This window comes from Arthrobacter rhombi (assembly GCF_039526245.1).
GTDB classification, from domain to species: Bacteria; Actinomycetota; Actinomycetes; order Actinomycetales; family Micrococcaceae; genus Arthrobacter_H; species Arthrobacter_H rhombi.
Map to the genome: position 1 here is coordinate 17,745 of NZ_BAAAIV010000003.1, position 25,036 is coordinate 42,780.

28 protein-coding genes and 1 pseudogene are annotated in these 25,036 nt (G+C 67.1%); 15 read left to right on the forward strand and 14 right to left on the reverse strand.

The features are described 5' to 3' along the window. Positions 1-2: 2 nt before the first annotated feature. From ABD088_RS01040 to ABD088_RS01050, 3 genes are all read right to left on the reverse strand, one after another. Positions 3-995 carry an ABC transporter permease gene (locus tag ABD088_RS01040; protein WP_343899494.1) on the reverse strand — a complete coding sequence of 331 codons (993 nt, stop codon included), beginning with the start codon at positions 993-995 and terminating at the stop codon, positions 3-5. Then, a complete protein-coding gene (locus ABD088_RS01045; protein WP_343899495.1) occupies positions 988-1,914 on the reverse strand; it encodes an ABC transporter permease in 927 nt (308 codons plus the stop codon). Before ABD088_RS01045 ends, ABD088_RS01040 begins: the two co-directional genes overlap by 8 nt. A gap of 145 nt (positions 1,915-2,059) precedes the next feature. Then, the gene (locus ABD088_RS01050; RefSeq protein WP_343899496.1) at positions 2,060-3,697 is read right to left on the reverse strand and encodes a peptide ABC transporter substrate-binding protein; all 1,638 of its coding nucleotides are present in this window, start codon (positions 3,695-3,697) and stop codon (positions 2,060-2,062) included. 271 nt (positions 3,698-3,968) lie between these two features. Here ABD088_RS01050 and ABD088_RS01055 point away from each other — a divergent pair, with 271 nt between their 5' ends. Further along, a complete protein-coding gene (locus tag ABD088_RS01055) occupies positions 3,969-4,430 on the forward strand; it encodes a DoxX family protein (protein WP_343899497.1) in 462 nt (153 codons plus the stop codon). Between the two features lie 94 nt (positions 4,431-4,524). Further along, entirely contained in the window at positions 4,525-4,998 is a 474-nt protein-coding gene (locus ABD088_RS01060) for a hypothetical protein (RefSeq protein ID WP_343899498.1), read from the forward strand. A 52-nt stretch (positions 4,999-5,050) separates the two neighbouring features. Here the strand turns inward: ABD088_RS01060 and ABD088_RS01065 are convergent, their stop codons facing one another. The 3 genes from ABD088_RS01065 to ABD088_RS01075 all read right to left on the reverse strand — a co-directional run bounded on the left by ABD088_RS01065 (position 5,051) and on the right by ABD088_RS01075 (position 8,879). Continuing rightward, positions 5,051-6,283, reverse strand: coding sequence for a M20 metallopeptidase family protein (locus tag ABD088_RS01065; RefSeq protein WP_343899499.1), 1,233 nt, complete (start codon positions 6,281-6,283; stop codon positions 5,051-5,053). A 95-nt stretch (positions 6,284-6,378) separates the two neighbouring features. Continuing rightward, positions 6,379-7,140 carry a FadR/GntR family transcriptional regulator gene (locus ABD088_RS01070; protein ID WP_343899500.1) on the reverse strand — a complete coding sequence of 254 codons (762 nt, stop codon included), beginning with the start codon at positions 7,138-7,140 and terminating at the stop codon, positions 6,379-6,381. A 44-nt stretch (positions 7,141-7,184) separates the two neighbouring features. Next, entirely contained in the window at positions 7,185-8,879 is a 1,695-nt protein-coding gene (locus ABD088_RS01075) for an L-lactate permease (RefSeq protein WP_343899502.1), read from the reverse strand. 225 nt (positions 8,880-9,104) lie between these two features. On the opposite strand from ABD088_RS01075, the gene ABD088_RS01080 reads away from it, so the two are divergent. From ABD088_RS01080 to ABD088_RS01115, 9 genes and pseudogenes are all read left to right on the forward strand, one after another. After that, the gene (locus ABD088_RS01080) at positions 9,105-9,905 is read left to right on the forward strand and encodes a (Fe-S)-binding protein (RefSeq protein WP_343899503.1); all 801 of its coding nucleotides are present in this window, start codon (positions 9,105-9,107) and stop codon (positions 9,903-9,905) included. Then, positions 9,902-11,431 carry a LutB/LldF family L-lactate oxidation iron-sulfur protein gene (locus ABD088_RS01085; protein ID WP_343899505.1) on the forward strand — a complete coding sequence of 510 codons (1,530 nt, stop codon included), beginning with the start codon at positions 9,902-9,904 and terminating at the stop codon, positions 11,429-11,431. The genes ABD088_RS01080 and ABD088_RS01085 overlap by 4 nt, the downstream gene beginning before the upstream one ends. Then, on the forward strand, positions 11,431-12,066 hold the full coding sequence (locus ABD088_RS01090) for a LutC/YkgG family protein (RefSeq protein ID WP_343899506.1): 636 nt from the start codon (positions 11,431-11,433) through the stop codon (positions 12,064-12,066). The genes ABD088_RS01085 and ABD088_RS01090 overlap by 1 nt, the downstream gene beginning before the upstream one ends. A gap of 84 nt (positions 12,067-12,150) precedes the next feature. Further along, positions 12,151-12,723 carry an SIR2 family protein gene (locus ABD088_RS01095; protein WP_343899507.1) on the forward strand — a complete coding sequence of 191 codons (573 nt, stop codon included), beginning with the start codon at positions 12,151-12,153 and terminating at the stop codon, positions 12,721-12,723. A 15-nt stretch (positions 12,724-12,738) separates the two neighbouring features. Further along, positions 12,739-12,870, forward strand: a pseudogene (locus tag ABD088_RS17225) (hypothetical protein); the annotation flags it as partial. Next, positions 12,871-13,554, forward strand: coding sequence for a hypothetical protein (locus tag ABD088_RS01100; protein ID WP_343899509.1), 684 nt, complete (start codon positions 12,871-12,873; stop codon positions 13,552-13,554). It abuts the pseudogene before it with no gap. 25 nt (positions 13,555-13,579) lie between these two features. Next, positions 13,580-13,732 carry a hypothetical protein gene (locus ABD088_RS01105; protein ID WP_343899510.1) on the forward strand — a complete coding sequence of 51 codons (153 nt, stop codon included), beginning with the start codon at positions 13,580-13,582 and terminating at the stop codon, positions 13,730-13,732. Between the two features lie 62 nt (positions 13,733-13,794). After that, positions 13,795-14,712 carry a macrolide 2'-phosphotransferase gene (locus tag ABD088_RS01110; RefSeq protein ID WP_343899511.1) on the forward strand — a complete coding sequence of 306 codons (918 nt, stop codon included), beginning with the start codon at positions 13,795-13,797 and terminating at the stop codon, positions 14,710-14,712. A gap of 18 nt (positions 14,713-14,730) precedes the next feature. After that, complete coding sequence (locus ABD088_RS01115; protein ID WP_343899512.1) at positions 14,731-15,162, forward strand: VOC family protein; 432 nt, start codon at positions 14,731-14,733, stop codon at positions 15,160-15,162. A 35-nt stretch (positions 15,163-15,197) separates the two neighbouring features. On the opposite strand, the gene ABD088_RS01120 is transcribed toward ABD088_RS01115, so the two are convergent. Genes ABD088_RS01120 through ABD088_RS01130 form a run of 3 tightly spaced genes read right to left on the reverse strand, consistent with a single transcriptional unit; the run spans position 15,198 to position 18,590 of the window. Beyond that, positions 15,198-16,322: an amidohydrolase family protein gene (locus ABD088_RS01120; protein ID WP_343899513.1), complete on the reverse strand. Its 1,125-nt coding sequence runs from the start codon at positions 16,320-16,322 to the stop codon at positions 15,198-15,200. Between the two features lie 10 nt (positions 16,323-16,332). Further along, positions 16,333-17,916, reverse strand: a complete 1,584-nt coding sequence (locus ABD088_RS01125) for a sialidase family protein (protein WP_343899514.1) — start codon at positions 17,914-17,916, stop codon at positions 16,333-16,335. Further along, the gene (locus ABD088_RS01130) at positions 17,913-18,590 is read right to left on the reverse strand and encodes a helix-turn-helix transcriptional regulator (RefSeq protein ID WP_343899516.1); all 678 of its coding nucleotides are present in this window, start codon (positions 18,588-18,590) and stop codon (positions 17,913-17,915) included. The genes ABD088_RS01125 and ABD088_RS01130 overlap by 4 nt, the downstream gene beginning before the upstream one ends. 92 nt (positions 18,591-18,682) lie before the next feature. On the opposite strand from ABD088_RS01130, the gene ABD088_RS01135 reads away from it, so the two are divergent. Both ABD088_RS01135 and ABD088_RS01140 read left to right on the forward strand, forming a co-directional pair. Beyond that, positions 18,683-19,129, forward strand: a complete 447-nt coding sequence (locus ABD088_RS01135; RefSeq protein ID WP_343899517.1) for a hypothetical protein — start codon at positions 18,683-18,685, stop codon at positions 19,127-19,129. A gap of 120 nt (positions 19,130-19,249) precedes the next feature. Further along, positions 19,250-19,708 carry a hypothetical protein gene (locus tag ABD088_RS01140; RefSeq protein ID WP_343899518.1) on the forward strand — a complete coding sequence of 153 codons (459 nt, stop codon included), beginning with the start codon at positions 19,250-19,252 and terminating at the stop codon, positions 19,706-19,708. A gap of 21 nt (positions 19,709-19,729) precedes the next feature. Here the strand turns inward: ABD088_RS01140 and ABD088_RS01145 are convergent, their stop codons facing one another. The 4 genes from ABD088_RS01145 to ABD088_RS01160 are packed head-to-tail and all read right to left on the reverse strand — an operon-like array spanning position 19,730 to position 23,247. Next, complete coding sequence (locus ABD088_RS01145; RefSeq protein WP_343899519.1) at positions 19,730-21,544, reverse strand: gamma-glutamyltransferase family protein; 1,815 nt, start codon at positions 21,542-21,544, stop codon at positions 19,730-19,732. 9 nt (positions 21,545-21,553) lie between these two features. Next, positions 21,554-22,291 (reverse strand): hypothetical protein, encoded by a 738-nt coding sequence (locus tag ABD088_RS01150; protein WP_343899521.1) that lies wholly within the window; start codon positions 22,289-22,291, stop codon positions 21,554-21,556. 51 nt (positions 22,292-22,342) lie between these two features. Continuing rightward, a complete protein-coding gene (locus ABD088_RS01155; RefSeq protein WP_343899523.1) occupies positions 22,343-22,564 on the reverse strand; it encodes a helix-turn-helix domain-containing protein in 222 nt (73 codons plus the stop codon). Continuing rightward, a complete protein-coding gene (locus tag ABD088_RS01160) occupies positions 22,564-23,247 on the reverse strand; it encodes a hypothetical protein (RefSeq protein ID WP_343899524.1) in 684 nt (227 codons plus the stop codon). Before ABD088_RS01160 ends, ABD088_RS01155 begins: the two co-directional genes overlap by 1 nt. A 130-nt stretch (positions 23,248-23,377) precedes the next feature. Here ABD088_RS01160 and ABD088_RS01165 point away from each other — a divergent pair, with 130 nt between their 5' ends. Together ABD088_RS01165 and ABD088_RS01170 are read left to right on the forward strand one after the other, a co-directional pair. Beyond that, entirely contained in the window at positions 23,378-24,469 is a 1,092-nt protein-coding gene (locus ABD088_RS01165) for an alpha/beta hydrolase (RefSeq protein WP_343899525.1), read from the forward strand. Positions 24,470-24,540: 71 nt separating this feature from the next. Next, the gene (locus ABD088_RS01170; RefSeq protein WP_343899526.1) at positions 24,541-24,678 is read left to right on the forward strand and encodes a hypothetical protein; all 138 of its coding nucleotides are present in this window, start codon (positions 24,541-24,543) and stop codon (positions 24,676-24,678) included. Here the strand turns inward: ABD088_RS01170 and ABD088_RS01175 are convergent. Continuing rightward, positions 24,651-25,019: a hypothetical protein gene (locus ABD088_RS01175; RefSeq protein ID WP_343899527.1), complete on the reverse strand. Its 369-nt coding sequence runs from the start codon at positions 25,017-25,019 to the stop codon at positions 24,651-24,653. The genes ABD088_RS01170 and ABD088_RS01175 overlap by 28 nt on opposite strands. Positions 25,020-25,036 lie beyond the last annotated feature (17 nt).

Below are 25,036 nucleotides of genomic sequence, written 5' to 3' on the forward strand. Positions count from 1 at the left end.
GTTCATCGTTTGCGCGCCTTCGGGTCCAGGGCGTCCTGCAACGCGTCGCCGAGCATGATGAAGCTCAGGACCGTCAGGGACAACGCCAGGGCCGGCCAGAACAGGGCCATGGGGTTCGAGCGCAGCGAGCTCTTGGCAGAGAAGATGTCATTGCCCCACGACATGACATCCGGCGGCAGCCCGATGCCCAGGTAGGACAGCGTGGACTCGGCCACGATGAAAACACCCAGCGAAATCGTCGCGATCACGATGACCGGAGCCAACGAGTTCGGGACGACGTGGCGGATGAGCGCACCGGCGCGGCTGACGCCCAGCGAACGAGCAGCGACCACGAAGTCGGCATCGCGGACCTCGATGACGGCAGCCCGCGTGATGCGTGCAATCTGCGGCCACCCGAAAGCAGCCAGGATCAGCACGATGGTCCAGACGTTGCGGTTCTCCCGGAAGAACGGGATCTGCACGACGACGATCGCACCCAGGATCAGCGGCAGCGCGAAGAAGATGTCGCCCAGGCGCGCGAGCACCGCGTCGACCCAGCCACCGAAGAACCCGGAGACTGCCCCGACGGTTCCGCCGAACACCACGATGGCCAAGGTGGCGAACAGGCCGATGGTGAGCGACGACTGGGTTCCATACATGACACGAGCCAGGATGTCGCAACCCTGCTGGGTGAAGCCGAGCGGGTGGCCCGGAGCCGGCCCGCCGTCGGAATTCTCCAACATGCATTGCGCGTTGGGCTGCTCGTTGGTGAACAGCCCCGGGAACAGCGCCACGAAGATCACCGCGATGATCAGGAACGCGCTGATGATGAAGAGCGGTTGCCTGCGCAGGTTGCGCCAGGCCTCCAGCCACAGGGAGACCGGAGCCTCCGTTGAAACGGCACTGTCCGTGGCCTGCACCGGGGTGTCTTCCGGGTCAGCCACATAGTGCTCGATCGGGTATTTGGAAATCTTGGCACCACGAACGGTGGGCGCGTTTTGGAAGTTCTCAGGCATATCGGATCCTCGGGTCGAGCCACGCGTACAACAGGTCCACCAACAAGTTGGCGAGGACGAAGACCACGATCAGTACGGTGACGATCGAAACGACAACGGGGGCCTCCCCGTTGAGCACGGCGCGGTACAGGGTGTTGCCCACGCCGTTGACGTTGAAGATTCCCTCAGTGACGATGGCACCGCCCATCAGGGCGCCCAGGTCGGCACCCAGGAACGTCACCACCGGAATCATCGAGTTGCGCAGCACGTGCACCATGACGACGCGACGGCTGCTGAGCCCCTTGGCAGTGGCGGTGCGGACGTAGTCGGCACCTGAGTTTTCGATGACTGCGGTGCGCGTCAAACGCAGCACGTAGGCGAACGAAACCAACCCCAGCACGAGCGCCGGCAGGACCAGTTCCCCGATGGACGCATCGCCGCTCACGGTCGGGTTGGCCCACTGCAGCTTGACGCCCACCACGAACTGCATGAGGAAACCGAGCACGAAGATCGGCACGGCGATGACGACCAGCGAGAAGACCAGGACGGTCGAATCGAACAGCTTGCCCTTCTTCAGTCCGGCGATGAGGCCGATGACGATGCCGAAGACGGCCTCGAAGATGAGGGCCATGATGGCCAGTCGTGCGGTGGTGGGGAAGACCCGGGCCAGGATGTCGGTGATCGGCTGGCCGGCGAAGTTGGTCCCCAGGTCAAAGGTGAAGATCCCCTTGAGGTAGAGGAAGTACTGGACCCAGAAAGGCTGGTCCAGGTTGTATTGTTCGCGCAGCGCTGCCTCGACGGCGGGTGTGCAACCCTTTTCGCCACAGATCGCAGCTGTGGCGTCGCCGGGCAGCGAGAACACCAGGAAGTAGATCAGCAGCGTGGCACCCAGGAACACGGGGATCAGCTGCAGGAAACGGCGGAGCAGGAATCTGGCCATCAGGCCTCACCCACCCGGGTGTGGCGCGCCCGTTCCGGGCACAGGGAAAATAACATCAACTTAACCTTTGGGATGTGGCAGGACCGCGGGGCCCGCTCCCGGGTGGGGAGCGGACCCCGCGGAGGGCTTGGAAAGACCAGGAGCCCTATTTGCCGGTGATCGCGTAGTACAGGGGCACGCCGTTCCAACCAAACTTCACGTTGGTGACGTTGCTGCTCCAGCCGCCCTGGGCGACCTGGTACCACAGGGGGATGGCCGGAAGATCAGCCAGGAGCATCTCCTGGGCCTTGTTCATTTCCTTGTTACCGTCTTCGACGGTTTCGGCAGAGAGGCCCTTGTTGATGGCCGCGTCGAACTTCTTGTTCGCGTAGACCGCGTCGTTGGAGCCGGCACCGGTGGTGTAGATCGGGCCGAGGAAGTTCGCCAGGGACGGGTAGTCCGCCTGCCAACCGGAGCGGATGGCGCCGGTGAGCTTGTGCGCGGTGGCTTCCGTACGGGCTTCCTTGAAGGTCGCGTACGGCTTGCCGGCGACGGCGATGTCCAGGTTGTTCTTGATGTTGTTGACCACTGCCTCGACCCAGGTCTTGTGGTCACCCTTGTCGGCGTTGTAAGCGATGGTCAGTTTCTCGCTCTTGTCGTACGGCTGGATCGAATCCGCCTTCTTCCAGAGTTCCTTGGCCTTCTCCGGGTTGTAGGCGAGGTTCTCGTTGCCCGGGATGGAATCGGAGTAACCCTCGAGGACGGGGGCCGTGAACTCCTTGGCCGGGGTGCGGCCACCGTTGAAGATGACCTTGGTGATCTCGTCGCGGTTGATGGCCATGGACAGGGCCTGACGGCGGAGCTTGCCGGCTTCACCCTTCCAGTTGTCCAGGTAGTACGGGATCGCGATCGTCTGGTTGCCCGCGTACGGGGACTCGATCGACCGATCACCCAGGTCGTTCTTGAAGTTCTTGATGTCGGAGGTCGGGATGACCTTCAGGACGTCCAGGTTGTCGGAGATCAGGTCCTGGTAGGCGGTGGTGTCGTTCTGGTAGATCTTGAACGTCACGCCAGCGTTCTGGGCCTTCTGCGGTCCTTCGTAGCTGTCGTTCGGCACCAGCTTGATCTGCTGCTCGTGCTGCCAGGCGTTCTCGCCGTCGAACTTGTAGGGGCCGTTGCCGACCGGGTGCTCGCCGTACTTCTTCGGGTCCTTCAAGGCCTCGGCGGGCATCGGGTAGAAGGCGCTGTAGCCCAGGCGCAGCTTGAAGTCCGACTCGGGCTGCTTGAGCTTCACGGTGAAGGTGCTGTCGTCGACCACCTTCAAACCGGACATCTTCTCGACCTTGGAGCCCTCGGCGGCCGCCTTGTCATAGCCGTCGATGCTCTCGAAGAAGTAGCTGCTCAGCTGCGCGTTCTTGGCTGCGGCACCATAGTTCCAGGCATCCACGAACGAGCTGGCCGTGACGGGATCGCCGTTGCTGAACTTCTGGTCCTTCTTGAGCTTGATGGTGTAGTTCTGCGAGTCCTTGGTGTCGATGGACTCGGCCACCTCATTCTGGGGCTTGCCATCGGCGTCGTAGCTGATCAGGCCGGCGAACACGAGGTCGAGTACGGCGCCGCCGCCGACCTCATTGGTGTTCGTGGGGATCAACGGGTTCTGCGGTTCGGAGCCATCGGCGATGATGACCCGGCTGGTGTCGCCGCCGCCAGCGGCGGACTTGTCGCCGCCACCGCCACAGGCACTCAAGCTCAGCGCCACAACGGCTGCGACGCTGAGGATTTTAGAAGTGCGCGAATAACGCATACTTTCTCCTTGTGATACCGGCGGCGGGAGGTTTTCCGGGCACCGCAACGGCTGTTCGATTATGAGGTTCAAGTGTTCTGAAACACTTGCTAGCCAATAGCGTAGGGCATCCAGCGGCCCAAATGTGACCCCGACCATCATTTCGGGTGTCCCAACACACACGGCCAACACCGCTCGATCCGCGCCATGACGCCCATCCGGCGTTGACAAGAATTACACAGACTATTTTTTCTCCGAGGGAGCGCGCAGGTCGGCATGTTAGGTTTCGGCCATGACAGGTGATCGACGCCCCCAGCACCAGCGCCCACCTTTCCGGGCCCGCCGGTTCGCCGCCGGCGCATTGGGTGCGTTCCTGATTTTTGCCGGGACCAGCCACCTCAGTTTCGCCCGGAAGGAGTTTGCCCAGCTCGTTCCCGACTGGATGCCCCTGGACAAGGACGACGTGGTGGTGCAGTCCGGAGTGGTCGAAATCGCCCTCGGCACCGGGTTGCTCACCCTGCCCGCCAGCCGCGCCCGGCTGGGGATGGCCATCGCCACGCTCTTCATCGCGGTCTTCCCCGGAAATCTTGATCAATTCATGCACCGCAAGACAGCCTTCGGCCTCGACAGCGACGCCGGCCGGCTGACACGCCTGGCCTTCCAGCCGCTCCTCGTCCTGTGGGCCCTCTGGTCCACGGGTGCCTGGCGCGAACTCCGCCGATCCCGTTCCGGGCATCGAGGCACCTCCCGCTAGGGCAGCGCCGACACCGCATGCTGACAGGCCGGTGAGCCAGACGTAGGCTCGGGCACCAGCGGACAGACATCACCACACGGAGGAAGTGCCCAGCATGCCCAGCTCCCCTGAACCCGCCGGCCGCGCTGACGAGTCGAAGGAAAGTGACGGCCCCGACACGGAACACCGGATCCCTGAAGGCGTCGATTCCGCGACCGTGGAGGCGCTGGGCAAGCTTTCGGAAGCGCTGGAGCTGACCGAGGACGCCCGGGGCAGCCTGTATAACTTCCACCGCAAGACGGGCGCCGCTGATCTGGCCCTCGGCGAGGCCGTGGAGATGCTCATTGCCGCCGGGCACGGGGAAATCGCCGCCCAACTGGAGCGCGATCTCGTGGGACGCAACGTGATCGAGCACCGGTGGACGTTCCAGATCATCGAGGACTACGACGACGGCTACTACGCCAAGTTCCGCTCGCTTGAGAACAGGGCCCGTCAGGAACTTGCCGGGGGCAGACGGCATTTGCATGAGGCGCGCATGAAGGAAGAACGCCGCACCCCTGGCCGGCGCCACCACGAACCCCACCCCTGAGGACTCGCATCGTGCGGCCCTCCCGATCGGCGCCGACGGCGGGTTGGGTCGGTCAGGGCTGTACGCCCGCCAGCTGCTGGATGGCCAGACCGGCGTAGAGCGCAGCGCCGTCGGCGAGGACGTGATCCCCGAACACCGCACGGGCCGAGTGGTTGAACGGTGCCGTGGCCGGGTCGACACCATCCGGAACCGCCGAGAGGAACGCGAAGGCGCCGGGGACTTCATCCAGCACGCGGGAGAAGTCCTCGGATCCTCCCAGTGGATGCGGCATCTCGAGGTAGCGGTCTGCACCCAGCAATTCTTCAGCGACGGATCGCAGGAACCGGGCCTGCCGGCCATCGTTCGTGGTCACCGGGTATTCGGCGGCGTACTCGACGTCCACCTCGAGGCCATGGCCGGCGGCGATGCCGTGCAGCAATCGCGGGATGGTTTCGCGCAGCCGTTCCTGCGCCGCGGGTGAATACGACCTGATCGTCGCCTCGAAGTAGGCCGTGTCGGCGATCACATTTCTGGCGGTCCCGGCGCGCAGGACGCCGATGGTGATAACCACCGGATCGAAGATGTCGAATTGCCGGGTAACCAGGGCCTGCAGCGCGGTCACCATCTCGGCCGCCGTAGTGACGGGGTCCTTGGCCAGATGTGGTGCCGAGCCGTGGCCACCGGCCCCGCGGACGGTGACGAACAGCCCGTCGGCCGCACTCATGATCGGCCCCTCCCGCGACAGCAGCATCCCGCCCGGAGCCAACGCGGAGGCCACGTGCAATCCAAAGGCGGCTTCCACGCGGCGGCCCGAGGCATCCAGGACGCCTTCTTCGATCATGATCGATGCTCCATCGCATCCCTCTTCCCCCGGCTGGAACATCAACACGACATCACCCGCCAGTGACTCCCGGCGGGACGCCAGCAAGGAGGCGGCACCGGCGAGCATCGAGGTGTGCAGGTCATGCCCGCACGCGTGCATGGCACCGGGGATCTCCGATGCGTAGTCCAATCCGGTGTCCTCCTGGACCGGCAGCGCGTCCATGTCCCCGCGCAGCAGCACGGACCGGCGTTCGGCTCCGGCCGCACCGCCGCGCAACACGGCAGTCACCGAGGTGCAGGCGGTGCCCGTGGACACTTCGTAGCCCAGCGGCTCCAGCCAGGCCAGGACCTTCTCCTGGGTACGGGGAAGCTCCAGCCCGATTTCGGGCTGCCGGTGCAGCCGATGCCTCAGATGCGCGAGGTCGCCATGCAGGGACCGTGCGTCATCCAACAGGGAAGCGGATGAAGAGGAGGGACCGGTCATGGGGTGCCTTTCGCCGTCGTACTCGGCACCACCTGCATGGCGCGACGTGCTTCACGTTACGCCAGCGACGCGCAGTGCGGCAGGGGCCCGGCAGGTCAGCTTCCGGTGGACCAGCCGTGGAACCACTCGATGTGCTCGCGCAACAGCTCGGCGGCCCGTTCGCCCTGGCCGGCGGCCACCGCGTCGAAGATGCCATGGTGCTGCTCGCGCAGCACCGCGGCGACCGGTTCCCAGGCCTGGTCGCTGCGCACTGCCCCGCTCACGTAGTCGCTGATGGCCAGACGCAGTGATTCCATCATCGCCTCGATGACCGCGTTGCCGGCCAGCCCGGAGAGCAGCACGTGGAAGCGGGCGTCGAGTTCGTGGAAGGACTCGCGCTCCAGCTGCGGATCGTCCATGTCAGCCAGCAGCCCGCGGGCCTCCCGGAGCACTGCGGCACTGCGCTCGGGGTCGGCGTCCAGATCCGCGACGCGCGCCGCCCAGGTCTCCAGCAGGATGCGCGTCTGCACGATCTCCTGGACGCTCAAGCGTGCCGAGGCAACGTGCATGCGCAGTGCGGTGGCGATGCCGGCCGCCGGTTCGGAGATCACCACGGCTCCGGCACCGGGCCCGGATCCAGTGGCGGTGCGGACCACGCCCATGACATCGAGAATGCGGATGGCATCGCGCACGGAGGCCCGTGAGATGCCATGGGCCTCGGCCAGGGCGCGTTCACCGGGCAGTTGGTCGCCGACTTTCAGCGCGCCGGTCCGCAGCTCGTCCTCGATGTCGTCGAGGACGAGCTCGTAGGCCTTGGGCCTACTGGCTGCGGGGGTGTCGGTCGCGCTGCTGCGCTCGCTATCGGAAGGTTGTGCCACCCCGGCATTCTCCCATGTGGCGGCCGCGTGGCCTTCTTTTTTCATCAGGGGGTCGGGAGCATCCAGCTCAGGACCGGGGTGGACTGCAGATACACCAGGCAGCACAGGATCAGCAGCATGGCCACGGACCAGCCGGCGACCTTGCGCAGGATGACTGATTCCTTCCCCTCCATGCCCACCGCGGTGGCGGCGATGGCCAGGTTCTGTGGGCTGATCAGCTTCCCGACCACACCGCCTGCGGTGTTGCCGGCGACCAGCAGGTTCGGGTCGATCCCCGCGTTGATGCCTGCGGTCTGCTGCAGCTTGGCAAACAGTGCGTTGGCGGAGGTGTCGGAGCCGGTGACCGCGGTGCCGATCCAGCCCAGGACCGGCGAGAGGAAGGCGAAGCCCGCTCCGGCGCCGGCCAACCAGGTGCCGATGCTGATGGTCTGTCCTGACAGGTTCATCACGTAGGCCAGGGCCAGCACGCAGATGATGGTCGTTGCCGCCCAGCGCATGTTGACGATGGTGCGCCAGATCTCGGCAATGCCCCGCCCGACGGTGATCTTGTATCGGCCGCCGTCGTCCCAGATCGAGTAGACGATCGCCACGATGAGCCCGGTGATCAGCAGCAGCGTGCCGGGGCTGGAGAGCCACTGGAAGTTGTAGGTGGTCGACGAGAGCGCCTCGCCGCTGGAATTGACGACGTGCTCATGCAGCAGTGGCCACTTGACCTTGACGTCGGTGGCCTCGAGCAGCTTCGGGATGCTGATGCCCGCGGTCCACAGCTTGGCCAGGCCGAAGATGACGATGACCAGCAGGTAGGGGAACAGCGCCATGAAGATCCGCGATCCCCCCAGCGGGGTCGCGGCGTCCTCTTCGGTGTGCGTGGCCCCGGATCCACCGACGAGGACGCGCTCGCGGGCAGCTTCCGTGCCGACCGGGGACCAGAAGCGCAGGAAGATGACGGCGGCTGCCAGTCCTGCCAGCGAGGCGACGATGTCGGTGAGCTCGTAGGCGAAGTACGTGGCGGTGAGGAACTGGGCGATGGCGAAGGTGAACCCGACGATCAGGGTGGCGGGCCAGCATTCCTTGACGCCTCGCCATCCATCGAGGATGAACAGCAGCAGGGTGGGGACGAACAAGGCCAGCAGCGGGGCCTGGTGTCCCACGATCGCGCCGATATGCGCGGGGTCCAGGCCAGTCAGTGCGCCGGCGGTGGTGATCGGGATGGCGACGGCGCCGAAGGCGACCGGTGCCGTATTGGCGACCAGGACAGCCGCTGCGGCGCGCAGCGGGGCCATGCCCAGGGCGATGAGCATGGTGGCCGTGATGGCCACGGGGGCGCCGAAGCCGGCCAGGGCCTCGAGCAGGCCGCCGAAGCAGAACGCGATGAGGACCGACTGGATGCGCACGTCCCCGCCGCCGATGGCGTCGAAGACCCGGCGCAGGTCATCGAACCTGCCGCTGACCACGGTGACCTGGTACAGCCAGATGGCCATGACCACGATCCAGACGACCGGGAACGCGCCGAACACCCCGCCCATGACTCCTGACATCAGGGCCAGGCCCACCGGCATCTTGAACGCGAAGATCGAGACCAGCAGGGCCACGAGCAGCGACCAGGCCCCGGCGACGTGCGCCTTGGTCTTGACGAGCGCCAACAACGCGAAGAACGTCACGAGCGGTAGCAGGGCCACGAGTGCCGACAAGGCGACGCTTCCGGCCACCGGGTCGGTGGGGGGTGTGAATGTGTCCATCGTTCGGTCCTTACACGCGAGTGACTGGCTTCCGTGGTCAGACCACTATGGTCTGACCACGGAAGCATAACCTGTACAGTGGGCTCTTGTGAACCCCGTCACAGCGATTCATTGTCCCGACCAGCAATTCCCCCCGGCCACTAGACGGGTCACCCCCACCGACCTATAGTGGTCAGACCACACCGGCTACGGCGTCGTCCCGACGGCACCACGGAAGGCATCACCATGAAAATCGCCCTCTTCGCCACCTGCATCGTCGATGGCATGTACCCCAGCACGGCACGCGCCACGGTCTCGATCCTGGAGCGGCTCGGCCATGAGGTCGTCTTCCCTCCCGGTCAGGCCTGCTGCGGCCAGATGCACATCAACTCCGGCTATTTCAAGGAAGCCCTGCCCGTGGTCGCGAACCACATCAAGGCCTTCGACACCACCGACTACGACGTCGCCGTCGCCCCCTCGGCCTCCTGCGTCGCCTCGGTGAAGCACCAGCAGCCGATGATCGCCGAACGCGCCGGTGACACCGGGCTGAAGCAGCGGGCCGAAGACGTCGGGGCCCGCACCTACGAACTCTCCCAGCTGCTCGTCGACGTCCTGGGCATCACCGACGCCGCCGCGCAACTGGGCAGCTGGTTCCCCACCTCGGTGACCTACCACCCGTCCTGCCACGGCATGCGGCTGCTCCACCTGGGCGACCGCCAACTGGACCTGCTGCGCACCGTCGAGGACATCCAGCTCACCGACCTGCCCTCGGCCGACCAGTGCTGCGGTTTCGGCGGCACCTTCTCGATGAAGAACGCCGAGGTCTCCTCGGCCATGCTCGAGGACAAGGCGGCGAACGTCACCTCCACCGGTGCCTCGCTGTGCACCGGCGGCGACGCCTCCTGCCTGCTGCACATCGGCGGCGGCCTCTCGCGCACCGGAGCCGCAGCGGGCACCCTGCACCTGGCCGAGATCCTCGCCAGCACCCGGGAGCACCCGTACGACGCCGGTACCTCCTTCGGCGCGAAAGCTGAGGTGGCACGATGAGCCAGGTCTTCATCGGCATGCCGTCCCTGCCGGCCTACGGGCAGGGCAACCTCTTCGCCACCGAGTCCTTCCCCGACGCGGCCCACCACGAACTGCGCGACGACCAGCTGCGCAAGAACCTGCGCCACGCCACCACCTCCATCCGCGAGAAGCGCGCCCACGTGGTCGGCGAACTTCCGGATTGGGAGGACCTGCGCGATTCCGGGGCGGCGATCAAGGAAGCCGTCATGGCCGATCTTCCGGCCATGCTCGAGCAGTTCGAGGCGAACTTCACCGCCCGCGGCGGGACCATCCACTGGGCCCGCGACGCCGAAGAGGCCAACCGGATCGTCGAGGGCCTGATCCGCGAGCAGGACACCGACGAGGTCGTCAAGGTCAAGTCCATGGCCACCCAGGAAATCGGCCTCAACGAGTACCTCGACGAGCACGGGATCAAGGCGTTCGAGACGGACCTGGCCGAATTGATCGTCCAGCTCGGCCACGACAAGCCCAGCCACATCCTGGTGCCGGCCATCCACAAGAACCGCAGCCAGATCCGGGACATCTTCCTGAAGGAAATGCAGGACGTCGACCCGCATCTCTCCAACGACCCCCGCGAATTGGCCATGGCTGCCCGCGCCCACCTGCGGCGCAAGTTCCTCTCCGCCAAGGTCGCCATCTCCGGCGCCAACTTCGCCCTCGCCGATACCGGCACCCTGGGAGTCGTCGAGTCCGAGGGCAACGGGCGGATGTGCCTGACGCTGCCGGAAACACTGATCACCGTCATGGGCATCGAGAAGCTGTTGCCGCACGCCGATGACCTCGAGGTCTTCATGCAGCTGCTGCCGCGTTCATCCACCGGCGAGCGCATGAACCCCTACACGTCCTTCTGGACCGGAGAATCCCACGACGACGGACCGAAGAACGTCCACCTGGTCCTGTTGGACAACGGCCGCACCGCTGCCCTGGCGGACACCTATGGCCGGTCCGCGCTGCACTGCATCCGCTGCTCGGCCTGCATGAACGTGTGCCCGGTGTACGAGCGCACCGGTGGCCACGCCTACGGTTCCACCTACCCGGGGCCGATCGGCGCGATCCTCTCGCCGTTGATGACCGGCATCAAGGCCGAGGAGAACAACTCCCTGCCCTACGCCTCCAGCCTCTGCGGCGCCTGCTACGACGTCTGCCCGGTGAAGATCAACATCCCCGAGATCCTGGTGCACCTGCGTGGCGAGGACGTCGATTCACGTCGCGGCCAGCGCCGGGTCCCCTCGGAAATGGACCTGATGATGAGGGGCGTCCAGTGGGCGTTCTCCTCCGGGACGCACTTGGGCCTACTGGAAAAGGCACTGCCATTGGGCAAGCTCGTCGCCGGACGCGATAAGAAGATCAAGCGCCTACCCGGCCACCTGGCCGGCGGGTGGACCAGTTCACGCGACATCCCCGCCCCGCCCTCGCAGTCCTTCCGGGACTGGTGGGTCAAGGAGCACGAGCCACCGGCCGCCGGAACACCGGGGCCGACCGAGACCACCGGCCAGGAGAAGTGATGGAAGCCCGCGAAGAGATCATGGACCGCATCCGCGCGGCGCTCAAGGACGCCCCGGCGGTGCCCGAGGTGCCCCGCAACTATCGCAGGACCGCCGATCTGGGCCACGACCAGGTGCTGGAGATGCTGGTGGACCGGCTCGAGGACTACAAGGCGACCGTCAAGCAGATCACGTCAGCGGACCTGCCCTCCACGGTCGCCGGGCTCCTCGGCGATGCCACCAGCTACGTGGTCCCCCACGGGCTGCCCGCAGAGTGGCTCGATCACGATTCGCTCCGTGAGGACGACCGCCGGCTCACCGATGCCCCGGGCCACCGGCTGACGGTCGAGGACCTGGACGGCATTGCCGTGGTCACCTCCTCAGCGGTCTCGATCGCCGAATCCGGGACGATCATCCTGGACGGCTCCCCCACGCAGGGTCGCCGCGCGATCAGTCTGGTTCCCGACCACCACATCTGCGTGGTGCCGGCGTCGACGGTGGTCCAGTTGCTGCCCGAGGCACTGCCCCGGGTCGATCCGACCCACCCGCTGACGTGGATCTCCGGGCCGAGCGCCACGAGCGACATCGAGCTGGAGCGCGTGGAGGGCGTCCACGGCCCCCGGAACCTGGACGTCGTCATCGTCACCGACCTCTGACACCATGGGGCAGTTCGGTCAGAACTATCCACAGCCACTGCCCCAACTGTCGACGGCGGCAAGCTCGGTCGCTAGCGTGTTGCCATGAGTGCGCCAGACATAGACCAGAGGGTGATGGACCGCTTTGCACCGCTCACCGGCGACGCACACTTGACGATCCTGCTCGGGGCTGGCGCTTCCGCACCCTCCGGGCTACCAAATTGGGATCAGTTCGCCAGAAGAGTCGCCGTGCTCAGCGGACTCGTTGGAAACGAGTCCGCGGCCAGTATCCTGCTCTCACATCAGGACCAGACGATTGTTCTCGAAGCAGCCAGAGCACGATCGGGAGAACGGTGGGGAAAGCTTCTCAACGACGCACTGTACAGCGGCCTTTCGGCAGACCCGACTCCTTCGCCCTTACACCTGGCGGCGGTAGGTCATTACCTGGCTGCGCCCGCCACAACGACACTGAGCACTCTGAACTTTGACACGCTTCTGGAAAGCGCGGTCTCCGACACCGGCGAACCAGTGGTGGTCAGCTTTGGCGGAGGCACGAGGGATGCGTTGCCCACGGTCCACCATCTACACGGCGCAATATACGGCGAGGTCGCCTACAACACGGTTGTCGGATTCCGCGACTATGCAGAGTTGGTGGCCGATGAAAAGGCGTGGCAATGACAGTTCCTCAGTGATGCGCTTGCACGCGGACCGCTACTTTTGGCAGGCACTTCATATCGGGACCCCGATATTCGACACTGGCTTCACCTCATCATCCGCGACGAAAATCCCAAACACCCGGCCCTGGTGACCATCGTCAGAGAATGATTGGGACTCGATCAAGAGACGTTTGCCGCGGTCGACGACGCACTGGCCTCCGAATGGGAGGCCATCGGGCTCACGGCCCTTCGAATGAACGACCTCTCCGATGTCGCATTGGTGATCCGTGAGCTTCAATGTGTTGGTCTCAACAATTACGAAACGCCGAATCGCAGGGCTCGACGGGTATGGACTTCTCACTCGCGACGCTTTGCCCGTTTGCAGACCGAGTACAGCAATGCACTCATCGCCGACGCAGAAATGGTCTCGACCGTTCTGGGCGCCAAGGCACAACAGGCCACCCTATGGTTGGCGAACGGACGGGGAATGCTAGCTCGATGGGCGACGGAGGGCACCCGGTACCGGAGCACCCACCATCTCAAGTTCGTTCCGACGGGCTACGACAGCCCGTGGATCGCCGGAGAAGCCATCGGTTCCGAAGAAGTAAAGCTCAAAGACATCAGCCGCGATCGGCGTCTGGCGCCGAAGTGGCAATCAGTCCTCGCAATGCCCATCTTCGCCGGCGATGGCCGACCACCAGATTTCGCCACCGCCGTCCTCACCTTCGGGCTGTCCAAAGCCGCGCCCACGCTTCTGAAACGTCAAGAACAGTGGTCGAACGTAGCCGAAGAACTCAGCACGATATGGGGAGCCCGGATCGCCGATATCGCATTCCCGAAGTGCGCTGGCTAGCCTATAATCAGTCCAAGGAGGCACCATGGCTATCAAAAGCGTCGCAGCTACGCGCAACGCAAAGACCGGGTCATACACGGTGCGCGTGCAAAAGAGCGCGACGAGCGGAAAGTTTGTTGCCCAGTCCGTGAAGCCGGGGCGCATTGAGATTCAGGCCCAGGCAAAAAAGAGCAGCTGAACTCGAGTGAGCCCCGGAACCTGGACGTCGTCATCGTCACCGACCTCTGACACCATGGGGGCATGAACTCCAACGCCCCCGACACCGCCGCCATCGTCGAGCTGGCTGCCCGCCACGGGCTGGGCGTGGCCGCGGACGGCATCACCTTCAACGAGGCCGGACTGGACTACCGCGTGGCCTTTGCCCACGAACAGGACGACGTCGGGAAGCGGTGGGTCCTGCGCATGCCCCGCCGCGAGGATGTCTCGGCGAAGCTGGACGAGGAGCGGGCGATCCTCGATTTCGTGCGTCCCCGGCTGCCCGTGGCAGTCCCCGAGTGGCACATCCACGAGCTGGACCTGATTGCCTATCCGCTGCTGCCCGGCTTCCCGGGGCTCACCCTGGATGACGAGGGCGAGCCGGTCTGGCATGTCGACACGGAAGCGGAGGCCTATGCCGACTCCCTGGCCCGGGTGATCGCTGCATTGCATGCCCTGGACCCGGACGAAGCGGAGGCGGCCGGCATCGCCCGGGAGCACCCCGAAGATGTCCGCGCCCGCTGGCGTGCCGATCTGGAACGGGTCTGCGCCGAGTTCGAGGTCTCCGAGAACCTCCTCGGCGGATGGCGTGCCTGGCTGGCCGACGACGGGTTGTGGCCCACCGCGACCGTCTTCACCCACGGCGAGCTCTACCCGGCCCACCTGCTGCTCGACGAGCACGAGGAGGTCGTCTCGGTGCTGGACTGGACCACGGCCAAGGTCAGCGATCCGGCCATCGACTTCGCGTTCCACTGCATGATCTCCTCGGCCGACACGTTCGAACGCACCGTCGCGCTGTACACCGAACTGACCGGCCGCACCGAGCCGCGGCTGGCCGAACGCTGTGCCGCACTCCTCTCGGCCGGACCGCTGAACTACGGCATCTACGCGCTGGTCACCGGCGACCCGGAACACCGGGCTGCCGCTGCCGAGATGCTCAACGCTCCGGAGACCACCGAATAGCCTGCCCAAGGAAAACCCATGCAGCAGAACGTGCACTTCCTGACCATCGCCACCGCAGACCTGGACGCGGCGCGCGCCTTCTACACGAGGGCCATGGGCTGGACTCCCCAGTTGGACGTACCCGGGGAGATCATCTTCTACCCGGTGGCACCCGGCCTGCTGCTGGGGCTGTTCGACGCGACGAAGTTCAACGAGGACCTGGGGCTGGATGAGGACCGCTCCCGCGTCTCGGGGCTCACGCTCGCCCACAACGTCGGCTCCCCGGACGAGGTACGCGAGCTGGCTGCCAGCATGGAGGCAGCCGGCGCGACGGTCTTGAAGTCACCCCGGCCCGGGGCGTTCGGTGGTGTCTTCCACGCCCTCGTGGAGGACCCGAACCACGTGATCTGGGAAATCGCCCACAACCCCGGCTGGCACGTGGACGATGACGGGACGATCCATCTCTCCTGATGTCGACCTAGCGGGAACAGTCCCGGCGGGACCGATCAGCGCACGCGCTGCCCCGCAATCCAGACCCCGTCGATCTGGCGGGTGGCTCCCAGATCGTGTGTCGGGTCCCCCTCCACCAGGAGCAGGTCGGCCCGCAGGCCGGGACGGATGGCCCCTCGATCGCCCAACCCCCACAGGGCGGCCGGACGGCTGGTAGCGGAGCGCAACGCTTCGGCGGGGCTCATCCCGGCCTCGACGAGCAGCCCGAGCTCGTCGTGCAGCGACGAGCCGTGTGCGACCCCGAATGGCGAGGCAGGGTGGGAGTTGGCATCCGTCCCGGCCAGCACCTGGACTCCGGCGCCCAGTAACGCCGCCACCGACGCCACGCTGTGCGCGTAGTCCGCCTCATCGCCGTGGGTGCCCATCGTCCGGGCCATCTGGACCGCACCACGCATCATGACCAGCGTCGGGACGACGACGATGCCGCGCTCCCTGATGTCGGCGGCCGTCCCTGGATCCAGCGGCGCGTCAATCGGCACGTGGGTGATCACGTCCACCCCGGCCTCGGCGGCCAGGCGGACCGACGCCACCGTGGTGGCATGGGCGTAGGTGCGCAGTCCGTGCCGGCGGGCGGCTTCCCCCAGCGCGGCGACCGTCTCGGCGCCCAGGGCTGCCGGCCCCATCTGGGCGGGGTCCTCGACGATGATCTTGAGGTAGTCGGAGCCCTCGGACACCCGCTGGGCGACAAAACGTTCGGCGTCGTCGGGTCCACTCACGGCGGTGTCCTCGGGAAAACCGAGCATCCGGGTCTGGATTCCACCCGGTCCCGAAGCGGGGCTGCCGGCGCTGCGGATGTCGGTCAATCCGGGCAGTCCGCGCAGCCCGTCAACCAGTTCGGGGCTGGGGGTGGCCATGTCGAGCATGGTCGTGATGCCCCAGTGGGCGGCGGCCTCCAGATCGGCCCGCCCGGTCAGGTGGATGTGGCAGTCGATGAGACCGGGCAGCAGCGTCGCCCCGCCCCCGTCCACGATGTCGCCGTCGGCGGGTCCGGCGTGGTCGGTGACCGCGTCGTCGGTGACTGCGTCGATCAATCCGTCGACCATGGACACCGTGCGTGGCGGGGTGAGCCGTTCGCCGTCGAAGATCCGGACGTTGGTGATGGTGCTGGCAGCAATTCGCATGCTCGCCACGCTACTCCCGGCGCACCGCCCCGGTGGCCGTGTCGATGACCCATGACTGGTCCCAGGCCTGCCCACCGGCACTCACCGACCAGTGCACGACGGCGGTGCCCGCGGCGATGTCTGCCGCGGTCACCGTGTACACGGGGGTGAAATAGAGGGCGTGCTCCCCCGGGCCCAGCGCGGCCGGAGGGAACAGCGGGGCCATGCTGCCGTCGTCGTTCCCGTCGAAGGTGCCCGAGAGCTCCGCGGTGACGATGGCGGCGGTGGTATTCGTGAAGCGGCCGGTGAACGCCAGGATGTCCCCGGCCTTCAGCCCGGGGGCTGGTTTTCCGTAGTTGAGGACTTGGGCCTCGCGCGTGCCCAGCACCTGGGCGCCACCGGCGTAGCCCTGGCCGATTTCCTTCCAGGTCTGCACGCCCCAGTCCCCCGCCTCGGCGCCGATGACGTGCGAGTCCCCCACGCTGGTCCACCGGTTCGGCCGGCCCGGCGTGATGGAGCGCAGCACAATGACCAGGGCACCGTCGTCGTCCTCGGTGAAGGATGCCGCTGCGGCGGCCAGCGCGTCCTCGGTCAGGGCGTCGGACCCGATGCGGGTGAAGACCAGTTCGGAATAGCCCTCGCGCTCGAAGAAGACGCCCAGCGATCCATCTGCGAGCAGCGCCGCGGTGGAGTAGGAGGAGCTGCCCGGGCAGAGGGTGGCCACCGGGGTCCAGGTGGCTCCGTCGTCAGACGAGGCGCTCAGCACGGTGTTGCGGCGCAGGCCGGTGTCGCGGTTGTTGGTGGCCAGCAGGGTGCAGCTTCCGTCGGGGCTGGTGCGCAGGATGGAGCCGTTGTCGCCCGGGTCCGGCAGCGTGGGGATCGGCTGCAGGGCGGTGTAGCTGTGGCCGCCGTCGGTGGAGCGGGCGGACAGGCGGGCTCCGGGGGCGCGGGAGTTCAGCAGCACGGTGCCGTCGGGCAGGGCGACGACCTTGTTCTCATTGGCCTCCCCGGGCGCGGGTTCGCCGAGGGTCCAGGTGTCGCCATGGTCGTCGGAGTAGGCGCTGGCCGCGCGGATGGTGCCGTGCAGCAGGATGACCATCTGCTGGATGAGGCGTCCGGCGTGGGGGCCGGCGTCGAGCTGGATGCCGTTGCCGGCGGCGGCGAAGATCCCGGTGATTCCGGGGCGTTTGAGCTGTGCGGTGAGACGGCGGTGCACCCAGGTGGCGCCGTCGTCGTCGGAGACGGAGAGGTCCACGTGCTGGACATCGTCCTCCGGTTCGAGGCCTTCGACGGCCTCGAAGAACCCGGCGTGGGTGCCGGCGGCATGGAAGCAGAAGATGCGTCCCGTCTGGCGGTCCACGAGCAGGCTGGGATCGCCGAACCCCTGCAGGCCGGCGCCCGTGCGGATGACCTGTTGCGGCCCCCAGGTCAGGCCGTGGTCGGTGCTGCGGCGGAGCAACAGGTCGATGGTGTTCGGCAGGTCGTCCAGGTTCGGGCGGCCGTCGTAGGCGGCCAGGACGGTGCCGGCGGTGGACACCGCGAGCGCGGGGATCCGGTATTGGCGGTAGCCGCCGTGGCCGCGGGCGGCGAGGACCTGTTCGGTGGGGGCCGTCATGGGGCCGCCTGTCCGGCGGAGACCCGGACGCAGCAGCCGCAGGGTTGGCCCGGGGATACCCGCTCGGCCACCCGGTCCGGCGCCAGTGCCTCCAGCGCACCGCCGATGAAGTCCTGGTTCATATCGCACACGGTGTCGGTGTGGCGCGACGACAGGGCATGGAACGGACAGTTCGCCAGGTCCGCGGACCCGTCGTCGCGCACCTGCGGACGGTAGCCGTAGGCCTGGAGGAACTCGTCGATGCCTGCCTGGTCGGCAGCCAGACGCAGTCCGGCAGCGCGGGCGGCTTCGGCCAGGTGGCTGTCCACCGATTCGCCGTCGGCCCGCGCGGCATCGATCGCCTCAGCCATGATGTCACCGGCCAAGGGGTATTCGCGCTGCGGAACACTGGCGTTGAGTTCGGCGTGGACGACGCCGTAGACCTTCGAGGGGCGGCCGGCCCCGGGGCCGCTGGCACCGTTGAGCCGGCGGTACGACACCTCCAGGAGCCCCTGGTCGGCCAGCTTGTCCAGTTGGAAGGCCGCCGCCTGGCGGGTGATGCCGATGGCCTCGGCGACGTGCTCGCGACCCACGGGTTCACCGCTGCGGGCGACCTCTTCGTAGATGCCCGAACGCACCGGGTCGGCCACGGCGGCGACGGCTTCGACTTGTTCCTGGTGCTGCATCCGTTTCATGTGCCCATCATATCTCTAAAACGAGAAAGTATTGACTTAGAAAACATCCGGGTTCTAAAGTGAATTACCGTCACTTTAGAAAGGACCCAGCCATGGCCGCCCCCACTGTCCCCGCCGCCGCCCGGCGTCAGGACACCAGCACGCATCAGGCCTTCCTCCTCCTGCGCACCATCTTCACCGTCGCGCCGATCCTCTTCGGGATCGACAAGTTCACCAACATCCTCACCGATTGGACGCATTACCTCGCGCCGCTGGCCACCGACATCATCCCCGTCAGCCCCACCGTCTTCATGTACGGCGTCGGGGTCGTCGAGGTCATCGCCGGCATCGTGGTCGCCCTGCGTCCCCGGTTGGGTTCGCTGGTGATCGTCGCCTGGCTCGCGGGCATCATCGTCAATTTGTTGCTGCTGCCGGGATTCTTCGACGTCGGTCTCCGCGATTTCGGGCTGCTGATCGGGGCCCTGGCGCTCAACCGCTTGGCCACCACCGAAGCCCCGAACTGGCTGGGCAGACAGCATAGCGGCACGGTCGCGCACTGACCGCACACCCGCCGATCGCGCCCCGGACCACGCCTGGACATCGCAGGCACCGGGGCGTCCCGCCGTTCCCCCGAGCGAGCCGATGCGCTAGCGTGAGCCGAATATATAGGGGGAACCATCGTGAATCGCACCACCGGCCTGCTGACGTGCCTCGTCGCCTCCGGCCTGCTGCTCTCGGGGTGCGCATCGTCCGCTCCGCCCCCGACGATACCGGTCGCCGAAGATCTGGACACCGGATCCACCGCGCCGTCGACTCCCGTTGCGGCCGCGGGCAGCACCGTGGGAACAAACACCCGGGACTGTCCCGACGCGGCACTCCGGTGGGGCCAAGCCGAACGCTCCCCCGCAGACGGAACCGCCGATTGGCCCGTTCCGGGGCGTTTCGTCGAGACCAGCAGCGGCACCATCCTGGAGGAGATCACCGCCTCACCCCCGCCCGTGGGACAGACCCCACTGGCCGGCACGCGGATGACGCCGGATCCCTCCTGGCCCCGCGACTCCGTCGTCCTGATTGACGACTCGACCGGGAAAGTCGTCGATACCATCCATGTCGGCGACGACGTGCTGTGCGCCCCCTGACCCGGGTCCTGCCTCCCGCCGTCAGCGCCCGGCGGCGTAGCCCTGGGCCCCGCGCGGGTTGGCCGCAGCGGCCAGCTGTCCGGTCAGCGGATCCCGCACGACGGCGGAGAGCCTCCCCAGCGCCCAGTCACCGGCACGGGTGACCACGTGGCCGCGGGCTTCGAGCCCCGCAATGACGTCCTCACCCAGCCGGTCCTCCACCACGGCCCCTCCCGGGGTCCAGGTGCGCGGCCAGAAGGAGCCGGGAATCGACGTCGTATGCAGGGCCGGGGCATCGACGGCCTCCTGCGGGCTGTAGCCGCCCACGATGGTGCGCAGCAGGTAGAGCAGCTGCCACTGGTCCTGCTGGTCCCCGCCGGGCGAGCCGAGGGCCGAGATGGCCTGTCCGTCCTTGAGCACCAAGGTGGGCGTCAATGTGGTGCGCGGCCGTTTGCCCGGGGTGAGCGTGGAGGGGCCGCCCTCTTCAAGCCAGGTCATCTGCAGCCGGGTGCCCAGGCAGAACCCCAGCGCCGGGATGGTGGGCGAGGATTGCAGCCAGCCGCCTGAAGGGGTGGCGGAGACCATGTTGCCCCAGTGGTCCACGACGTCGAGGTGGCAGGTATCGCCGCGGGTCTCCCCGGTGGGCTGGACGGTCGGCTCCCCGACTCCGGCGAACCCGGTCTTGGCTCCATCGGCGGCGGCTGGCGGCGAGTAGTCCATGCGCAGGGGCGGCACGAAGGCCGTGTGGCCGGGCACGGTCCCGGGGCGGAACTCGTGGCTGGCAGTTTCGGTGATCAACGCACGGCGTTCGGCGGCGTAGGACTCGCTGAGCAGGTGGTCCAGCGGAACGTCGGTGTCGCCGAAGTACGCCTCCCGATCGGCGATCGCCAGCTTCTGGGCCTCAAGGATCGTATGCGCTCCGAGCTCCGTGGACGGGTCCAGGTACTCGTCCTCGAAGCCCTCGAGGATGGCTAGCGTGAGCAGCAACGCCGGACCCTGGCCCCACGGGCCGGTCTTGGCGATGGTGTGCCCGCGAAAGGTGACGGTCGATGCAGGTTCGTATCCGGCCCGGAAGTCCTCGACGTCGTTGGATGTCAGGACCCCGGCGTGGTCTGTGCCCGAGGAGTGCCGGTGGGGCGCTGCGAGGAAGGCCTCGGCCTCCCGGCCGAGCGTGCGCGCCCAGAGGTTGCGGGCGGCGTCGATTCCCGCGGTCCGGCCTGCGGCCGTGGCCTCTGACGCCCGGATCAGCCGGTCCAGCAGTGCAGCGTACGGTGCGTTGCGCAGCAGGGAGCCCTCCGCGGGAACCTGGCCGTCGGACATCCAGTGGGCTGCGGAGCTGGGCCAGTGGTCGGCGAACAGCTCGGCCACGGTGGCGATGGTGGTGCGGACCCGAGGCAGGATCTCGTGTCCGTCGCGCGCATAGCCGGTGGCGTAGGCGAGCACGTCGGCCAATGGCCAGGTCCCGTGGTCGCGCAGGAGCAGGAGCCAGGCATCGACCGCACCGGGGACCGCTGCGGCCAGCGCCCCGGCTCCGGGGACGAGTTCCAGCCCCTCGGCCCGGTAATGCCCGACGGTGGCGGCGGCCGGGGCCGGCCCCTGGCCCATGAGGACCACGGGCTCCCTCGGGCGTTCGGCGGTGGCGAAGAGCCCGGTCATGTCACCGCCTGGCCCGTTGAGGTGCGGCTCGACGATGTGGAGCACGAAGGCCCCGGCGACGGCGGCATCGAAGGCGTTGCCGCCACGTTCGAGGACCGATTGGATGGAGGCGGTCGCCAGCCAATGCGTCGAGGCGCTCATGCCAAAGCTGCCGCGCAGGGTCGGGCGGGTGGTGAACGGATCAGGTGCGGTGTAGGTCACAGCCCCAGCCTAGATCCGGTCGGGCCACCTTTTCGTCTGGTCGAGCATCAGCTGCTCCGCCATGTGCTGGAAATCCCGGCCCGGGGTCGTCGTGGCCAGGTCCCGTCGTCGGACCTTGTCGATCCACTCCTGGGGCAGCCACGCCCGGCCGGTGAGCTGTTCGTGGCCGGGGTGGCGCACCGTTGCCCACAGCAGGAAGACGAGCTCAGCCAAGTTGGATTGCAGGATCCAATTGATGGGGCCATTCTGCGAGTCGCCCATGATCTGGACGTGCCCGGGACCAACGAGCGTCATCAACGAGATGCTTCCCCACCCCCACGTCAGCAGCGAGGTCGGCGTATGGAGGTAGAAACCATGGCTTCCGACCGACAGCGTGCCGCCGTCTATCTGCATCCACTGGGGTTGGGCCATGGCGGCTGCCCGCTTTCGACGGGAAGCGTTCCCCATGGCCTGCCCCACGGCCGCGCCCAGCATGAGGGGAACCGCGCCACGCCCCACAGCCAGTACGGTGCCCGAGTTGTGGATGTAGCTGCCGTCGCCCGCGGACCGGTAGTCGTGGAGCGCAAACGGGGAGAAGGCGTAGACGCATTCCTCGCCCGGCGCCAACGTGGGGGCAAACGGAGTGCCGGCCGGTCGGCGTTCGCCGATCCTGCCCTGGGCCAGCAGCAGCCCGATCTCCGCTGTCGCCCACAAGGCTTCGTCACGCTCATCCCACGCCGGTGCGCCGGCTCCCTGCTTCTTCCCCATGAAATCGAGCCTAATGCAGGGCCATGTCCTCCGCGCCAGAAGACGTCACACTCACGACAACTCGAGCAGGTCCCCGATCCCGCATTCGAGGGCGGCACATATGGATGTCAGGGTGCTGAACCGGATGGCCTTGGCCCTGTCGTTCTTCAACACCGAGAGGTTGACCAAACTGACGCCCACCAGTTCACTGAGCCGGGTGAGCGTCATGCCCCGCTCCTGAAGCAAAGCGTCCAAGCGACAATGCACGCCCGTGCCGATTTCCGCGGAACCCATCAGACGAGCCCGTCCACGGACTCCTGCAGGCTCCTCCCCCGGTGCACCAGGACGGCTAGGAGCAGGAGCGCCAATCCGAGGCCGATCCCCGGGTAATCCAGCAGGGACTCGCCCGCGACGTGAGCAGAGAACCATTCCCCCGTTCCGGACGCCTCCATCCCCGCATCAAAGGATTGCGGGAGCCCCAACCGCCCGAGAGCGATTTCCCGGGCGAACCGGGAAAGCCACTGCGAAAGCGCCCCGGAGGCGATCGTCAGCACGCCCACGATGGCCAGTCCGCACGCCGCCAGCCGGGTGAAGGATCGGCCGGTCCACAACCGGCGCAGCAGCAGGAGCACCAGGATGCAGGTGGCAGCGAAGACCAGGTACGGCAACCCAACACCCAGCGCATCCAACAACTGCACGTCGTATTGCGCGGGAACCAGCACGTCGACGACGCCAAAGGACAAGTCGCCGCCGGGCAGCACCGTCGCTGGCTTGCGGTCGGAGACAACGCCCGCCGAGGTGTAGAGATTGGGCCCGTCGACGAATGTGGTGGCCATGGCCCCGCCCAGCAGGGAGCCGAGCAGCCCGAGGGATGCCGCGGTGGCGAGTACCACCAGTCCGGCTCGCCCGCCGACCTTCAGGGCGATCGCTGGACCCCCCGGGCGGATGCGGGAATCACTCAGCGGCTGGTGGGTCATGACGTCTCCTGGCTTAACGATGTTCGATAACAACGAATATCGATAACATAGATGCTCCGGAGCTTCGAGTCAAGCCTTCCGCCCGGCAGAACGCACTCCCCGCCAACCAGCCCCACTGTAGGCTGCGACCATGACCATGTGGGTTCCCGATGTCCTCGGACCGGGCTTCGAACAACTCACCCTGCCGCTGCCCGGCGGCGCGGAGGCGACGCTGGTGCGTTTCACCGGTGGAGTGCAGGACTGGAATGTCCCGGAACTGGCCGGGGTTGACGTGCTCTACCTCCACGGCTGGTCCGATTACTTCTTCCAACACGAGCTGGCCGCTTTCTGGCACCGGGCGGGGGCACGATTCTTCGCACTGGACCTGCGCCATTACGGCCGCAGCCTGCGCCCCGGATCCACGCCTGGCCTGATCGCCAGTCTGACGGAGTACGACGACGAGTTCGATGCCGCGCTGGAGGCCATGGGACGTACCAGCGGATCGCGTGCCCCGCTGTTGCTCCTGGGACATTCGACCGGTGGCCTGACGGCGACCCTGTGGGCAGCACGCCACCCGGACCAGGTGGACGCCCTGGTCCTGAACAGTCCGTGGCTGGAATTCCAGGGCCACGATATCGGCCGGGCCATGGTCGCGCCGTGGATGCATGCCGGTGCGCGTTGGTGGCCGTCCGGGCGTCTGCCGACCATTGATCCGGGCATCTACACGCGGGCCGTCTCCAGCGCCTTCGACGGCGAATGGGATTACGACCTCGCCTGGCGACCGGAGCGTGGGTTCCCCTTGAACCGGGCCTTCCTCAACGCCGTCTTCGAGGGACAAGCAACCCTGGCACGTGGGCTCACCCTGGACCTGCCGGTTCTCGTCCTGCTCTCCTCCAAGAGCTACCTCCAACCCCGCTGGTCAGACGCCGCCACCAGTGCGGATGTCGCCTTGAATGTCGATGTGGTCGCCCAGCGGGCCTCGTCCGTGGGCAGCGACGTCACCATCCGCCGCATCAACGGCGCCTTCCACGACATCTTCCTCTCCCCCGGCCCCATCCGCTCCGAGGCGTATGCGCTGATGGGCGGGTGGGCGCAGGAGGCACTCGACCGAACCACCCGGGACCTCTGGTCTGCCCGGATCCGGGGAACCCAGGAGCCGGAGGTGCCCCCGCGTTCGGCTCGCAAGGAGTTCGTCGCCAACCTCCGGGCCTTGATCCACGGCCTGGGAGCCGAACGACGCTGAGTTAGCTGTCCGCCCCGTGCACCGGGTGCTTCACCTCCGGGCTGTCTCGACAGGCGACGCGGGAGCTGGTGGTGAAACCCATCCATCCGGCGCCGCGCCGGGTCGACGTCTCACTGGTCTGGCCGGAGGCCGTGCAGCCCTCCCAGTGCGCACGCGCCATGATGGAGCTGGCCGCCGAGCTCTATGCAGACGGGGTCCGTGCCTCCTGACGGCGCCGGGAACCGGTGAACCCCAGGCCCAGGTAGGCGAGGACCAGAGGAGCGTACGGAGTGAGCAGCAGCCCCTCGCGCACCCCCGCGACCCAGGACGCCACGGGCACCGCCACGGCCAGACACAGCAGGACGACTGCCAGGTATGTGGGCACGCGCCGGGCCACCCCGCAGCCCATGACCGCTGCGGCGAGCACGATCCACATCGTGATCAGCCAGTTCCTGGCCGGGCTTTCCGGGGTGCCGGCCATGATCCAGACGATCACGCCGAGCACTGCTGCCGACACGGAGAAGCCGACGGCCCGCAGCCCGGTGATGGTGGTGTTTTTCGGTTCTGGCATGTGTTTCCTCCAGTCGC

Coding starts and splice junctions, on each gene's coding strand:
- ABD088_RS01040 (WP_343899494.1), bottom strand. CDS start 995: ATGCCTGAGAACTTCCAAAACGCGCCCACCGTTCGTGGTGCCAAGATT.
- ABD088_RS01045 (WP_343899495.1), bottom strand. CDS start 1,914: ATGGCCAGATTCCTGCTCCGCCGTTTCCTGCAGCTGATCCCCGTGTTC.
- ABD088_RS01050 (WP_343899496.1), bottom strand. CDS start 3,697: ATGCGTTATTCGCGCACTTCTAAAATCCTCAGCGTCGCAGCCGTTGTG.
- ABD088_RS01055 (WP_343899497.1), top strand. CDS start 3,969: ATGACAGGTGATCGACGCCCCCAGCACCAGCGCCCACCTTTCCGGGCC.
- ABD088_RS01060 (WP_343899498.1), top strand. CDS start 4,525: ATGCCCAGCTCCCCTGAACCCGCCGGCCGCGCTGACGAGTCGAAGGAA.
- ABD088_RS01065 (WP_343899499.1), bottom strand. CDS start 6,283: ATGACCGGTCCCTCCTCTTCATCCGCTTCCCTGTTGGATGACGCACGG.
- ABD088_RS01075 (WP_343899502.1), bottom strand. CDS start 8,879: ATGGACACATTCACACCCCCCACCGACCCGGTGGCCGGAAGCGTCGCC.
- ABD088_RS01080 (WP_343899503.1), top strand. CDS start 9,105: ATGAAAATCGCCCTCTTCGCCACCTGCATCGTCGATGGCATGTACCCC.
- ABD088_RS01085 (WP_343899505.1), top strand. CDS start 9,902: ATGAGCCAGGTCTTCATCGGCATGCCGTCCCTGCCGGCCTACGGGCAG.
- ABD088_RS01090 (WP_343899506.1), top strand. CDS start 11,431: ATGGAAGCCCGCGAAGAGATCATGGACCGCATCCGCGCGGCGCTCAAG.
- ABD088_RS01095 (WP_343899507.1), top strand. CDS start 12,151: ATGAGTGCGCCAGACATAGACCAGAGGGTGATGGACCGCTTTGCACCG.
- ABD088_RS01105 (WP_343899510.1), top strand. CDS start 13,580: ATGGCTATCAAAAGCGTCGCAGCTACGCGCAACGCAAAGACCGGGTCA.
- ABD088_RS01110 (WP_343899511.1), top strand. CDS start 13,795: ATGAACTCCAACGCCCCCGACACCGCCGCCATCGTCGAGCTGGCTGCC.
- ABD088_RS01115 (WP_343899512.1), top strand. CDS start 14,731: ATGCAGCAGAACGTGCACTTCCTGACCATCGCCACCGCAGACCTGGAC.
- ABD088_RS01120 (WP_343899513.1), bottom strand. CDS start 16,322: ATGCGAATTGCTGCCAGCACCATCACCAACGTCCGGATCTTCGACGGC.
- ABD088_RS01125 (WP_343899514.1), bottom strand. CDS start 17,916: ATGACGGCCCCCACCGAACAGGTCCTCGCCGCCCGCGGCCACGGCGGC.
- ABD088_RS01130 (WP_343899516.1), bottom strand. CDS start 18,590: ATGAAACGGATGCAGCACCAGGAACAAGTCGAAGCCGTCGCCGCCGTG.
- ABD088_RS01135 (WP_343899517.1), top strand. CDS start 18,683: ATGGCCGCCCCCACTGTCCCCGCCGCCGCCCGGCGTCAGGACACCAGC.
- ABD088_RS01150 (WP_343899521.1), bottom strand. CDS start 22,291: ATGGGGAAGAAGCAGGGAGCCGGCGCACCGGCGTGGGATGAGCGTGAC.
- ABD088_RS01155 (WP_343899523.1), bottom strand. CDS start 22,564: ATGGGTTCCGCGGAAATCGGCACGGGCGTGCATTGTCGCTTGGACGCT.
- ABD088_RS01160 (WP_343899524.1), bottom strand. CDS start 23,247: ATGACCCACCAGCCGCTGAGTGATTCCCGCATCCGCCCGGGGGGTCCA.
- ABD088_RS01165 (WP_343899525.1), top strand. CDS start 23,378: ATGACCATGTGGGTTCCCGATGTCCTCGGACCGGGCTTCGAACAACTC.
- ABD088_RS01175 (WP_343899527.1), bottom strand. CDS start 25,019: ATGCCAGAACCGAAAAACACCACCATCACCGGGCTGCGGGCCGTCGGC.